12 protein-coding genes are annotated in these 13,677 nt (G+C 61.6%); 6 read left to right on the top strand and 6 right to left on the bottom strand.

Annotated features, from left to right (window positions below; genetic code table 11):
- Positions 1–96 precede the first annotated feature (96 nt).
- Both WN982_RS14475 and WN982_RS14470 read left to right on the top strand, forming a co-directional pair.
- Positions 97–1,404, top strand: a complete 1,308-nt coding sequence (locus WN982_RS14475) for an MFS transporter (RefSeq protein ID WP_341312659.1) — start codon at positions 97–99, stop codon at positions 1,402–1,404.
- Between the two features lie 81 nt (positions 1,405–1,485).
- Complete coding sequence (locus WN982_RS14470) at positions 1,486–2,733, top strand: amidohydrolase family protein (RefSeq protein WP_341312658.1); 1,248 nt, start codon at positions 1,486–1,488, stop codon at positions 2,731–2,733.
- A gap of 35 nt (positions 2,734–2,768) precedes the next feature.
- Here WN982_RS14470 and WN982_RS14465 read toward each other — a convergent pair whose 3' ends face one another.
- The gene (locus WN982_RS14465) at positions 2,769–3,680 is read right to left on the bottom strand and encodes an EamA family transporter (protein ID WP_341312657.1); all 912 of its coding nucleotides are present in this window, start codon (positions 3,678–3,680) and stop codon (positions 2,769–2,771) included.
- A 131-nt stretch (positions 3,681–3,811) separates the two neighbouring features.
- On the opposite strand from WN982_RS14465, the gene WN982_RS14460 reads away from it, so the two are divergent.
- Positions 3,812–4,732 carry a LysR family transcriptional regulator gene (locus WN982_RS14460; protein WP_341312656.1) on the top strand — a complete coding sequence of 307 codons (921 nt, stop codon included), beginning with the start codon at positions 3,812–3,814 and terminating at the stop codon, positions 4,730–4,732.
- A gap of 139 nt (positions 4,733–4,871) precedes the next feature.
- Here WN982_RS14460 and WN982_RS14455 read toward each other — a convergent pair whose 3' ends face one another.
- The 5 genes from WN982_RS14455 to WN982_RS14435 form a co-directional block, all read right to left on the bottom strand.
- On the bottom strand, positions 4,872–5,669 hold the full coding sequence (locus tag WN982_RS14455; protein WP_341312655.1) for a hypothetical protein: 798 nt from the start codon (positions 5,667–5,669) through the stop codon (positions 4,872–4,874).
- A gap of 126 nt (positions 5,670–5,795) precedes the next feature.
- Positions 5,796–6,419, bottom strand: a complete 624-nt coding sequence (locus tag WN982_RS14450; protein ID WP_341312654.1) for a glutathione S-transferase — start codon at positions 6,417–6,419, stop codon at positions 5,796–5,798.
- Positions 6,420–6,563: 144 nt separating this feature from the next.
- Positions 6,564–6,872 carry a hypothetical protein gene (locus WN982_RS14445; RefSeq protein WP_341312653.1) on the bottom strand — a complete coding sequence of 103 codons (309 nt, stop codon included), beginning with the start codon at positions 6,870–6,872 and terminating at the stop codon, positions 6,564–6,566.
- Position 6,873: 1 nt separating this feature from the next.
- Entirely contained in the window at positions 6,874–8,232 is a 1,359-nt protein-coding gene (locus WN982_RS14440; protein WP_341312652.1) for an acyclic terpene utilization AtuA family protein, read from the bottom strand.
- A gap of 23 nt (positions 8,233–8,255) precedes the next feature.
- Positions 8,256–9,560, bottom strand: coding sequence for a citrate:proton symporter (locus WN982_RS14435; RefSeq protein ID WP_341312651.1), 1,305 nt, complete (start codon positions 9,558–9,560; stop codon positions 8,256–8,258).
- A gap of 99 nt (positions 9,561–9,659) precedes the next feature.
- Between WN982_RS14435 and WN982_RS14430 the strand changes: the two genes are divergently transcribed.
- The 3 genes from WN982_RS14430 (at position 9,660) to WN982_RS14420 (ending at position 13,665) form a co-directional block, all read left to right on the top strand.
- On the top strand, positions 9,660–10,571 hold the full coding sequence (locus WN982_RS14430) for a LysR family transcriptional regulator (protein ID WP_341312650.1): 912 nt from the start codon (positions 9,660–9,662) through the stop codon (positions 10,569–10,571).
- A 583-nt stretch (positions 10,572–11,154) separates the two neighbouring features.
- Entirely contained in the window at positions 11,155–11,712 is a 558-nt protein-coding gene (locus WN982_RS14425; RefSeq protein WP_341312649.1) for a DUF4142 domain-containing protein, read from the top strand.
- 234 nt (positions 11,713–11,946) lie between these two features.
- Positions 11,947–13,665 carry a tetratricopeptide repeat-containing glycosyltransferase family protein gene (locus WN982_RS14420; RefSeq protein WP_341312648.1) on the top strand — a complete coding sequence of 573 codons (1,719 nt, stop codon included), beginning with the start codon at positions 11,947–11,949 and terminating at the stop codon, positions 13,663–13,665.
- Positions 13,666–13,677: the final 12 nt, after the last annotated feature.

Genomic DNA, 13,677 nt, shown 5'->3' with positions numbered 1-13,677 from the left:
TGCATGCGACACGCGCCGCTCGATTCCGACGCTTCGCCTTGCTGACAGATTTGCCGGACCAGCGGCCACGCAAGCAGCCAGATGAGGAAAGAGATCATGCAAGGAACGCTTTCATCCAACATCGCGATATCCGTCGATACGCTCGCGCGGCAACGGCGCCGCGCCATTATCGCCACCGTGCTCGGCAATGGGCTCGAGTGGTTCGACTTCACCGTCTATAGTTTTTTCGCGGTCATTATCGCCAAGCTGTTCTTTCCGACCGGCAATGAACTGACCTCGCTGCTGCTCGCCGTCGCCACCTTCGGCGTGGGTTTTTTCATGCGACCGGTGGGCGGCATCGTACTCGGTGTATACGCGGATAAAGTCGGAAGAAAGGCCGCGCTGTCGCTAACCATTCTGCTAATGGCTGGCGGCACCGCGCTGATCGGCCTCGCGCCGACCTACGAGCAGATCGGCGTGTGGGCGCCGGTTTTGATCGTGATCGCGCGTTTGCTGCAAGGTTTTTCGGCGGGCGGTGAAATGGGTAGCGCGACAGCGTTTCTCACTGAATACGCGCCGGCGGACAAGCGTGCGTTCTATTCGAGCTGGATTCAGTCGAGCATCGGTTTTTCGGTGCTGTTGGGCGCCGCGGTCGGCACGTTCGTGACGTCGAGTCTGAGCGCCGACGCGCTGCATTCGTGGGGCTGGAGAATGCCGTTCCTGATCGGCATTCTGATCGGCCCGGTCGGCTATTTCATTCGCAGCCGCATGGATGAAACGCCGGCTTTCAGCGCGGTCGCAGAAGAGGCGAGGAACGACTCGCCGCTGGCGGAAGTGTTTCGGCGCTTTCCGCGCGAAACCTTCGCAAGTTTTTCGATGGTGATTCTGTGGACGGTTTGCACCTACGTGCTGCTGTTCTATACGCCGACCTATTCGGTACGCACGCTGCATCTGCCGCAATCGACGGGCTTTCGCGCCGGCATGTTCGGCGGTCTGATGATCATGTGCTTCTCGCCGGTGGTCGGCAGACTCGCTGATCGTTTTGGCCGCCGCCGCTTTCTGTCCGGCGCTGCCGCGTCGATCCTGCTGCTCGCGTGGCCGATGTTCGCTTACATCAACCGTGCGCCCGGCCTCGCTTCGCTGATGGTCTTTCAGGGCGTGTTCGGCTTGCTGATCGCCACTTACACCGGCTCGATTCTCGCGGCGTTTGCCGAACTGTTCCCGACCACGGTGCTGTCGACGGGCCTGTCGGTCGCATACAACTTCGCGGTGACGATTTTCGGCGGCTTCGCGCCGTTCTTCATCACGTGGCTGATCGCGTCGACCGGCAGCAATATGGCGCCCGCGATCTATGTGATGATCGCCGCCGCTATCAGCCTCGTCGGCACTTTCTATGTGCGCGATATGCGCGGTGGCCGTGCCTGAAACGGTGCGACCGGCTAACGAACACCAGCGGAAAACCAGCGAAAAACCAGCGGGATTCCTTATCAAGTCAGGAAGATATTAATGAGCATCACAGTAATCGGCGGCGGCAACGTACTGGATCTGACGCGAGGAAGGCTGCTCGAGCATCATCATGTGGTGATCGAAGACGGTCATGTCGTCGAAGTCACCGATCGTCCGGTCGATCTGCCGAATGCGCGAACCATCGACGCGCGCGGCAAGACGGTAATGCCCGGTCTGATCGATTGTCACGTGCACGTGCTGGCTTCGCGTGCGAACCTCGGCCTGAATGCGGCGCAGCCTAACATCCTCACCGCGATTCGCGCGCTGCCGATTCTGAAGGCGATGCTCGGTCGCGGCTTTACGAGCGTGCGCGATGCGGGCGGCGCGGATTGGGGTTTGACGCAAGCGCTGGAAAGCGGGCTGATTCCGGGGCCGCGTATTTTTCCGTCGGGCAAGGCGCTGTCGCAAACCGGCGGACACGGCGACTTCCGGCCGCGCGGCGACATGCTCGAACCGTGTTCGTGCTGCTTTCGGGCCGGCGCGATCGCGCGGGTTGTCGACGGCGTCGATGCGGTGCGCCTCGCGGTGCGTGAAGAGATTCAGAAGGGCGCCACGCAGATCAAGATCATGGCGTCCGGCGGCGTGGCATCGCCGACCGATCCGATCGGCAACACGCAGTACGCCGAGGATGAAATCCGTGCGATCGTCGCCGAAGCAGAAGCGGCCAACACCTATGTGATGGCGCATGCGTACACCGGCCGAGCGATTTCCCGCGCGATTCGCTGCGGCGTGCGCACGATCGAGCACGGCAACCTGGTCGATGAAGCCGCGGCGAAACTGATGCACGAGCATGGCGCGTTCGTCGTGCCCACACTCGTCACCTACGATGCATTGGCCAAGTACGGCGCCGATTATGGTTTGCCGGCCGATTCGATTGCCAAGGTCGAAACCGTACGGCAGGCAGGGCGCGACTCGTTGCAGATCTATGCGAGGGCGGGTGTGCCGATGGGATTCGGCTCGGACCTGCTCGGCGAAATGCACACGTTTCAAAGCGACGAACTGCGCATTCGCGCCGACGTGCTTGGCAACCTGGAAGCGCTGCGCTCGGCCACCACGATCGCGGCGGATATCGTCGATCTGAGCGGCAAGCTCGGCGTCATCCAGGCTGGGGCGCTTGCCGATGTGCTGGTGGTCGACGGCGATCCGCTCAAGGATATCGGCGTGCTGACCGGGCAAGGCGAGCGCATCGAGTATGTCTTGCAGCGTGGCGAGGTGGTGAGCGAGCGGGGCAGCGTCGCGTCACGGTGATGCCGGGTGACGTGCAGTGGCTGGCTTGGACTCTTTCAAGCTTCCGCTGCGCTCACGCGCAATGCCGTCCATCGCACCGTCGCGAGGATCGACGCGGCGACGATCAGCGCACCGCCGACCCACGCCGTCGTCGAAATCCTTTCACCTAACCAGAGGCATGCGAACAGCGCTCCGAACGCCGGTTCGCTGCCCATCAGCAGCGACACCCGCGTCGGACTGCTGCGTTTGATCGCGAAGTTCTGCGCGAAGAATGCGAACAGCGTGCACGCTAGCACCAGATAGCCGACGTAACCCCAGAACATCGCGTGTCCGGCCAGCGACGGCACCGGCTGCCACTGTTGCGGCACAAACAGCAACGCTACCGCCGCGCTGCCGAATGCGACCACGCCCGACTGAACGGCAGTCACCGACAAAGGCGGTAATGCCGAATCGCGCATCACCCGCTTGGTCACGCACACATTCAACGCGCGCAGCAGTGCGGCGAGCAGAATCAGCGCATCGCCCGGATTGAACGTCGGCGCGCCGTCGCCTGCCAGCAGCCAGGCGCCGAACAGAGAAAGCGCGACCGCCGCCCATTCGATACGGCTGGGCCTGCGCTTGAGCAGCAACCATTCGACGAGCGGCGTCAGCACCACACACAGGCTGATCAGAAAGGCCGCGTTCGCCGCGCGCGTCAGCAGGATGCCGAAGGTCTCGCACAGAAAGATACCGAGCAGCAGCGCGCCGGCGATCAGCACGCCGCGCAGCGCGCGGGCATTCGCTGTGCGCAGGTGGCGCAACGCGGGCGACAGGATAACGAAGGTGATGCCGAAGCGCATCGCGAGCAAACCCAGCACCGGATAAAACGCCAATGCGCTTTTGACGACCCCGTAGCTGGTTCCCCAGACCACGGCGACCGCGAGCAGCATCAGATCGGACAGCAGGAGCAGGCGTTCTTGTTTCGACATGGCGGACCTCGAGCAGATGAGCGCATATTGTCGAACTTTGCTCGGAGGGCGATAATCGGGTCGTCATGCATAGCCTTTATGTCGCGAATGCATTAATCGACCGGTTGCCCACTGCCCACGAGCGCGCCACGATGACCCCAACCGACCTTTTCGCCTTGCTGCCCGACATGGCGGTGTTCGCGCGCGTCGTCGATGCCGGCAATTTTTCGGTGGCGGCGCGTCAGCTCGGCAGTACGCCGTCCACGGTCAGCCGTCAGATCAAGCGTCTCGAAGACGCGCTGGCCACGCGTCTGCTCGAACGCTCTACCCGCAAGGTGCGGGTCACGGAATCGGGTGCCCAAGTAGTGCGATTCTGTCGCGACATGGTGAGCGCGGCGTCGGGCGCGGTCGATGCCGCCGGGCAACTGGCCGGCAGACCGCAAGGCAGGGTGAGCGTCAGCGCGCCTACCGCGTTCGCGAAGACCGTGATTCACCCGCTGATTCCCGGCTTCCTGCGCGCCTACGATGAAGTCGATTTGCAGTTGCTATTTACCGATCACGACGTCGATCCGCTCGCCGACGATGTCGATCTGGTGATCCGCCTGACCGAGCATCCGCCGCAAGGTTTGGCGGGGCGCCGGCTGGGGTCGGTACGCTGGCTGCTGTGTGCGTCGCCTGCCTATTTGCAGGCGCGCGGCACGCCGGCGCAGCCGCGCGATCTTCTGCAACACGATTGCATCTACCTCGGCGAGACCGCCGACGATAATCGCTGGCGCTTTCGCCGCGGCACGGAGACGCAAACCGTCGACGTGAAAGGGCGCTACATCGCCAATCATGCGGGCGCCCGGCTCGAGGCCGCGCAGCAGGATTTCGGTATCGCCAATCTGCCGGAGTTCGCGGCCGCCGACGCGCTGCAGCGAGGCGAACTGGTGCAAGTGCTCGCCGACTGGAATCTCGAGGCGCGGGCCTATGTGGGCTCGGTGTGGCTGCTTTATCCGCCGAATCGCTTCTTGCCGCCGAAGGTGCGCGTGCTGATCGATTATCTGGTCGAGCATATTCACGACGCGGCGTGATCGACGCATTCTGCACACCGCCGATGCGCAACACGGTGGGCATCGAGACCGGACATCTTTCGATCGCGCTAGCACTCGAGCCGCATTTGCGGTAAGGGCGGGTACACGAGCGATTGCCAACGCGTCGTGTACGCGAGCGTCAAGCGGGCTTCGCGCCGTCCGGCTCGGCCGCTTTAAAGCGGCTTTGCACGGCAATGAGCTGATCGTCGTTGGTGGCAACGAGCCATAAGCGCGCTCGCTCGACCATATGCCGGTTATGGTCCTTCAATGGACCCATCGAGACGCCGGCTTTCCATGCCACCGGCGCGACGCGGCTCGTTCTTCCGGACGGCGTGCCGACCAGCAGGCAATAAGGTCCAAGCGGAATCGATACGAGTGGCAGAGCGGGGCTGGCGCGCACCCGCCAATCGATAAACGGTGTTTCGCTAAAGAGCAGCGGCGTGGGCAAGCCGTGCAGCACGGTGAAGTCGTAAAGCGAGAGTTGTTCACGCATGCCGACATACACATGCCGAATATCGGCGAAAACCGCGGCGCGGATTTCGTCGTCGAACATCGCTTCCTGCGCGTAGCGTGCCATCGCTTGCTGGGCATCGAGCTGATAGGCGCTAAAAATACCAAGCTCGACGCAATCGTTTACGGCGCGTTGCACCTCGGCCGCCGAACCCGCTTCTTCAGGTTTGCCGAGCTGGGCGGCGTGCAGGAAACGGGCGAGACCGGCCTCCTGAATGGCGGGACCTTCGACCTTCGGATTGTCGACGGCGTCTTTGCCGAGCGCCACGTAGATGTATTTTTCCGCGGCGAAACGTGACTTCTTGCCGTCGTCGAATTTGATTTCGCCATCGACGCAGTCGAGATAGCGCGTGCCGACCCGGCCATGCTCCCACACGTAATTCTTCAGGAAGGGACGTAACGGATGCAGCGTGTCGTGGTCAGTCATTGCCAACTCCCGTGCCGCAGTGAGGTTTCCGGATGTTCGCACAACATCGCGGCGCTGCACAGAAACCTCTTTAACCGTCGAGTGGACCAATCAGGCCGTGAATGACGAGGATGGCCGCGCGCTGGGTCATGGGGTACCGTTTCTTCCGTACTGCCGATAGCCGCTGCGTTCATCGAGCCGCTCGAAATACGCGGAGACGGCGGGGAGTTCCGGGCGTTCAAACGGCGTGCCGAACCAACGATTCACCGACAGTCCGATCGGAATATCGGCCAGCGTAAATTGCTCTCCGGCAACAAAGTGCCCGGTCGATTGAAGTTGCCGGTCCAGGATTGTCATGTGTTTCGACCAGCTTGCGCATGACATGGCAAGCGCTTGCTGATCCTGATGCAACGGCGATTGTCTGACCAGCGCGAGGAAAGCATAACTCCATGAGCGGTTCAGATCGGCCGCTTGCCAATCGATCCATTGATCGATGCGTGCCCGCGCTTGTGGCTCCGCCGCATAGAGATGCTCGCCGCCATAGCGGGAAACCAGATAGCGGATGATCGAATTGGATTCCCAGAGGACGAAATCGCCGTCCTTGATGACGGGAACCATGCCGTTTGGATTCAGGTGCAGGAACTCGGGCGTTTCAGTTGACTGGAAGCCTGTGCCCCAGTCTTCGCGTTCGAACGCCAAGCCGAGTTCCGCGCAGGTCCAAAGCACTTTCCGAACGTTGATCGACGATGCTTTTCCGAGAATTTTTAGCATGGGTTTGCGTGGTGTCTGAGTGGTGTCTGGCCGCTGTCAAGCAAGCGTAGCCCGGCGTTCAGAATCGCGACAGAGACAGTTCGCCGTTTCGCAGGCAGGACAGCGAGATTTAACCAATGGCTCCGGCTAGTCGCGCCCACATGCTTAGGGCGTGTCGATCTCCAGATCCATCAACGCTGAACTCAAAGACTTGCCGTGCGCGTCGAGCGCAAGCGAACGCGTCACGCCACCGCCTAGCGCTTCCCTCAGGACGAAATTGAATGCGCCGAGGTTCGGCAATTCAAAACGCGTCACCGTACCGTGCACGACGTCGGCCAAATGGGCTTTCACGCGTTCGGCGCTGACCTGTTGCCGCAGATGCTCATAATGCCGCGCGTCGTAGCAAATCACCGAAACGTTCAGCGTATTGCCTTTGTCGCCGGTTCGCGAATGGGCGAGTTCCCGCAGTTTCATCTCAAGCCTCCACAAACTCGAACGACGGGCTGACGTGCGTCCTCGGCAACAGAATGGACTGCACGGCGAGCACCTCGCGGATGGCTTTCGTGACGCCGCCGCCGCCCGCTGGGCCATTGGTATAAAGCGTCTCGAGCTCGTTGCCGATCTGCGCGGCTTGCTCGACCGAGGCTGTGCGCCCGGCTACGCGAGCGCGGACCTCATACGGTTCGGCACTACGGGCTCCCGCACTCTCACCGTGCAAAGCGTTCTGGCCGATCAGGTCAAAACGCAATTCGCGCGTTTCGACGCCGGTCAATTCGAGCCGTTCCCGCACGATATCGAGCGCGAGCCGCGCCCGTTCGACAGCGCCCGGACCACCGTAGGAAATTTGCCCTTCGCCGATAAAACCGTCCACATACGCGACCGACACCTTTAGCGTATCCGTGCGCGGCGTGCCGCGGCCGCCTGTGACACGTACACGGTCATGCGCTTCCTGAAGCACGCGAACCTGCGTAAAGTCGGCGACGACATCCGGTTGCAGATAACGTTGCGGGTCATGAATCTCGTAGAGCAATTGTTCCTTGCAGGTTGCCTCGGTGACGCAGCCGCCCGCATGCGGCACCTTCGTGATGGTGACGGAACCGTCAGCACTGACTTCGCCGATCGGAAAGCCGAGGCGTGCGAGGTTCGGCACATTCTTGAAGCCCGGATCGGCGAAGTATCCGCCCGTCACCTGTCCCGCGCACTCGAGCAGATGGCCGACGACGGTCGCCTGTCCCAGCGTCGCCCAATCGTCCATGTTCCAGCCGAATTCGTGGATCAGTGGCGCGGTGAAGAGCGACGGATCGGCGACCCGGCCCGTCAATACGATGTCCGCGCCGGCCGCCAGCGCTTCGGCAATCGGCGCGGCGCCGAGATAGGCGTTGGCCGAGACGAGGCGGTCATGAAATGACGCGACGCTTTCGCCCGACTCCTCGAAGCGGAATTCGCCTTGCCGTACGACGTCGAGCACATCGTCGCCGGTGACGGCGGCGATCTTCAAACCGGTCAGGCCTAGCGCGCGTGCGATTCGCGCTGTTTCGCGCGCGGCGGCTCGCGGATTGGCCGCGCCCATGTTCGAGATGATCCGCACGCCATTGCGTACGGCGACGGGCAAGACAGCCTTCATCCGTGCCGTAAGAAGCGGGTCATAGCCAAGCTCAGGATCTTTGCGCCGCACCTGTTGGGCAATTGCGATGGTGCGCTCGGCCAGGCACTCGAACACGAGGTAATCGAGTGCGCCGTGCTCCGCCAGTTCGACCGCGGGCTCGATGCGATCGCCTGAATAGCCGGCGCCCGCGCCAAGCCGGACAACGTGAGCGTGTGAAGTTGCTGCCATGCTGGTATCGCCCGTGAATGCACTCATAGAGGAAAAACGCCCAACACGACACACGCGATCGTCATCACGATCGATGCGCCGAACAGAAGCGGAAACGTAAATTTCTGATGGTCCGCGAGATCGATGCCGCATAAGCCGACCACGAGGAACGTCGCGGGTGTCAGCGGACTGACCGGAAAGCCCGTGGTCATCTGGCCGAGCAGCGCCGCCTGACCGACATGCACCGCCGGCACGCCGAGTTGCGCCGCCACCTCGGCGATGACCGGCAGCACGCCGAAATAGAACGAGTCGGGATCGAACAGCATGCTGAGCGGCATTGCAACGAGGCCGAGCGCGACCGGAATGTGGCCGGCCATCGCGGGGGGCACGAAGCCGACGGCCGCCTGCGCCATTGCCTTCAGCATGCCGCTGCCCTGCATGACGCCGGTGAATACGCCTGCGGCGAGAAGAATGCCCGCCATCATCAGCGCGGCGCGCGCATGCGCATCGATCCGCTTGCGCTGCATGTCGACGTTCGGATAGTTCACCATCAACGCGATGCACAAACCGACCATGAACATGATTGCGGGCGGGATTTTCTCGCCCATCACGACCATCGTGCCCAGCACGATCAGCGTCAGCACAATGTTGAACCAGAAGTTTTGCGGGCGGCGCAGCGCCTGTTCGTCCGGCGTGAGTTCACGTTTCGGCATCGGGACGGCGCCGTCGGCGGTGGAGAAGCCGAGACGCTTTTCTTCGCGCCGGCCGAGCCAGTACGCGACGCCGAAGACGAACGCGAGGCCTGCGATCTGCACAGGAATCAGTGGATTGAAAAGCGCGGCAATGGGTAGATGAAGCGACGCCGACGCGCGGATCATCGGTCCTGTCCACGGCAGAAAGTTGATGCCTGCCGCCATCGATACTGCAGCAGCGAGCACCCGCCGATCCATTTTCAGGCGGTCATAGAGCGGCAGCATTGCGGGAATCGTCACCAGAAAGCACACCGCGCCCGAGCCATCCAGATGAATCAGCAGTGCGAGCAGCGTGGTGCCCATCACAATCCGCGTCGGTTTCGTGCCGACTGCGCGAAGGATACGGTCGATGATCGGATCGAGTGTGCCGGCATCGGTGATCGTGCCGAAATAGAGGATCGCGAACACGAACATGCCGACCACTGGCGCGAGGCTCTTCAGTCCGTCGATGACGAATTTGCTCGTCTGCAACCCGAAGCCGCCGATCAGCGACGCGGCGATCGGCACGATGATCAGCGCGACCAGCGGCGACATGCGTTTTGAAAGGATCGCCCCTAGCAGGACGACGATGGTGGCGAGCCCCAGCAATGGCAGCATCTGCGTGTCTCCGAACTTGTTTTTTAATGCATACCAGCGTAGTTTTGTGACGACGATAAAGCAATTGAAATGATTTGATCGCAGCAATCACGGAATGTAATGGATCTGAATCTTCGCGATATCCGGGCGTTCATCGCCGTGGCGCAGGCAGGCAACTTCACGCGCGCGGCGGCGCAGTTGCATCTGTCGCAGCCTGCTTTGACGGTGCAAATCCGCCGCCTCGAGGAGACGGTCGGCGCGCGGCTGTTCGATCGCAATAGCCGCAACGTGGCGTTGACGCCGACGGGACGTGAACTGCTGCCGGTGCTGCAAAAATCGCTCTACGACATGGAGCACGTTTTGCTCGATGCCCGCGCACTCGGCGACGGTTCAACGGGGACGGTGCGCGTTGCGTGTTTGCCGTCGTTTGCGGCGAGCCTGCTACCCGATCTGATACGCGCGTTCAAACACGATTTCCCGCGAGTCGGTTTCCATATTCGCGACGTGGTGGCGGGCATGGTGAACACGCTGGTGCGCAACGAAGAGGTCGACGTTGGATTGACCGGTGGCGAACTATCCGATTCGGCGCTCGAGGTGCTGCACATCGGGGAAGACCGTTTGGTCGTGGTTTGTCCAAAAGATCATCCACTGGCACGCAAACGCCGCATCACGCTGAAGGATCTGGTCAGCGAGCCGCTGGTGCTGACGGCGCGCGGCACGAGCGTGCGCGCGGTTGTCGACGCTGCATTGGCGAATGCGCAGTGCACGCCTGAGGTGAGTTGCGAACCCACTTACATGATGACGGCGGTAGCGATGGTACGCGGCGGCCTTGGCGTGACGATTCTGCCCGGTTCGGCGCGCGAAGTGCTGGCGGAGCCGAAACTGGTGGTCCGACCGATCGACGATCCGGCCTTCGTGCGTCCGATCGCGTTAGTCAAGAAGCGCGGACGAACGCTGTCACCGGCGACGGACGCCTTTGTTGCCGTGCTATTGCAAAGATTGGAAAGCGAACCGTCGACGCATTTGCGATAGGGCGAGGAGTCGCTGAGGTTTTCTTTAATGACCCACAGCACACAAACGAAGCGCCTGGTATCCCTTGCAGACCGTTTCGGCGAGCACGCAGTGCGAGGCGGGAAGGAGGGAAGGATGACTGCGTTGTCACTCACGCAAAATGTGCGAGAACACAGATTCCAGATGTTCCACTCTCCATTTCCGTATTGGAACAGAGGTGTTGCAACGACCGGTTGAATCCGCCCCGCTTTCTTTTGCCTACTTTTCTTTGCGGCAGGCGCCCCGAAGGAAGTCCACTTGGTGGACAAAGAAAAGTAGGTGCCGCCCCGCACAGGGGCAACGCTAATAAACCAATAACAAACGAAAGCCCACCACGCAAAAAAACCCAGAAAAAACCCAGAAAAAAACCCACCAAGCAAGACAAAAAAATCCAAAAAATAAACCGTTACCTACGGTTACAGAATCGACAGCACCGTTTCACACACCGCCTAAAGCGGCTCCTAGAATGCACATCGATCGATCGCACCGTGGTCAGTGCCACGCGCATAGTGGCCAACCCGCACCCGTATCGGTGTTTTGAAAGCTTCCACCCCAAGGAGAACATATGATCCGCTTGCCTCTCGCCATCACCAGTGCCTGCATGGCCAGCCTTCTGGTCGTCGCAACTGCAGCCAGCGCTCAAACTTCGCCGTCAGCAGCAACGCCAGAAGCTGGCCGTCTGCATGGCGCCGATCAGGCATTCATCACCGACGCAACCAAGGCCGTCTCGACGCAACGCGATGCAGCACGCATCGCCGCCTCGCGCTCCACCGATAGGGAAGTCAAGGCCTTCGCCGAACGCGTGTCGAACGACAACGCCAAATTGTCGAACGCACTGCGCGCGGCCAGCCCGCGCGGCGTCGACGTGCCGAAGAACGATCCGGACACGGCGGTGCTCGCGAGCATCAACAACCTGCGCGGCGCCGACTTCGACAAGGCCTATATCGAACAGGTCGCGCTTGCCGGCGAGCAAAAAGCGCTGTCGGTATTCCAGGCGGAAATCGCTTCGGGTCGCGACGAGCAATTGAAGGATGCGGCGAAGAAAGCGCTGCCGACCATCCAGGAACACTACGAAATGGCTCAGGAACTCGCCAAGCGTAAACACCTGTCAGCAGCACAGTAAGGCTCGGGGCGCGTCACGTCGCGGCGTGACGCGCGCCACCACACAGTTTCAACACTAGCAATCCCCGTTCCGCACGCGGTTATTCATATCGCATGGTTGCGGCAGTTCGAATGCGTTCTTTTCGGCGATAATCGGCTTCATTCTTTCGAGCCTGGCTTGCGCGGCGTTTAGCGCGGTTCAGGCGAGTCGAAAGCTGTCTTCCGATTCCACGCGCATTCAATAAAAGCTCGCCCCATGAGCAAGCCTGCCAATCTCCCGCAACAGTTGGACAACATGCTTCGGCAAGCCGTCGCGCTTCAGCAGAACGGCGCATTCGCCGAGGCCGAAGAACTCTATCGCGAGATTCTCGAACTCAAACCACGCCATTTCGACGCGCTGCAACTGCTGGGCGCTCTTGCGCTGCAAGCGGGCCGGTTGCCAGAGGGCATCGACCTGCTCAGGAAAGCCGTCGCCATCAATGCGAAACAGGCGCCGATCCATTCGAATCTCGCTTATGCGCTCAATGCGCTGCAGCGTTTCGATGAAGGCCTCGCGAGCGCCAATCGCGCGCTGGCGCTTCAAGCACAATTTCCCGACGCATTGAACAATCGCGGCAACGCGCAGGCTGGGCTCAATTTACCGGCCGAGGCGCTTGGCAGTTTTGATCGTGCAATCGCCTTGATGCCGGGTTTCGCGCAAGCCTGGAATAATCGCGCCTGCGTGCTGCGCGATCTGGGCCGTCCCGCCGATGCATTGGCAAGCTGCGATCGCGCACTCGCCCTGCAGCCGAATTATCCCGACGCCTGGAGCAATCGCGGCAATGCACTTAGCGATCTGAACCAGCCGCAAGAGGCACAACTCAGCTATCAGCGCGCGCTTGAACTTGCGCCCGTGTTTGCCGATGCCTGGAACAATCTCGGCCTGACCCAGATCGATCTCAACGAGCATGCGCAAGCGTTGATCAGCTACGAGCGCGCGCTGGCGGTGAATCCTGCGTCTGCCGAGACGCATTGGAACGAAGCGCTGTGTCTGCTGCAAATGGGGCGGCTCGAAGCCGGGTGGCAAAAGTACGAATGGCGTTGGGAGCGCCGCCGGATCCGGGAAAGCAAGCGCCGTTTTGCCGAACCTCTCTGGTTGGGCGATTTTCCGCTCGACGGTAAAACGATTCTCTTGCACGCGGAGCAGGGTTTGGGCGACACGCTGCAGTTTTGCCGCTATGCCGCGTTGGTGTCGAAGCTCGGCGCGAAGGTCGTGCTCGAAGTACCGCCGGAGTTGATGCGGCTAATGTCCACGCTCGACGGCGTGGATCAATGGGTCGAATCTGGACAGGCGCTGCCGCCGTTCGATTGTCACTGTCCGCTGCTGAGTCTGCCGCTCGCGTTCAAGACGGACATCGCGAGCATTCCGTCGAAGACCCCCTATCTGTTCGCCGACGCCCAGGCCGCCCGGCACTGGCGCGACCGTATCGACGTACAAGCGGACGGCCGCTTGAAAGTCGGACTGGTTTGGGCCGGTGGAAATCGGCCGCACGTCGCAGAACTCCGCAAGAACGATGCGCGCCGTTCGATCACATTCGAGCGGCTCGCGCCGATTCTCGACGTGCCGAACGTGCAGTTCTTCAGCCTGCAAAAAGGGCCGGCAGCACAGCAACTGCTCCGCAACGAATCGAATCACCCCATCGCCGACTACACCGAAGAACTCAATGATTTCGCCGACACCGCTGCGCTGGTGGCGAACCTCGACCTGGTGATTTCGGTGGACACGTCCACCGCGCATCTGGCCGGGGCGATGGACAAGCCCGTATGGATTCTGAATCGCTTCGACACCTGCTGGCGCTGGATGCTCGAGCGCACGGATACGCCGTGGTATCCGCGCGCGACCCTGTTCCGGCAGCCGGCATTGGGCGATTGGGACAGCGTGATTCAAGGCGCGCGTGACGCGCTGGCCGCGTTAGGTGCGCCGGCCAGTTCATGAATCGACGCGCGG

Origin of the sequence: Paraburkholderia sp. IMGN_8, assembly GCF_038050405.1 — a bacterium.
Classification (GTDB): Bacteria; Pseudomonadota; Gammaproteobacteria; order Burkholderiales; family Burkholderiaceae; genus Paraburkholderia.
Note: the sequence above shows the minus strand (reverse complement) of the source record. Positions and strands in the feature narration are given on the sequence as shown.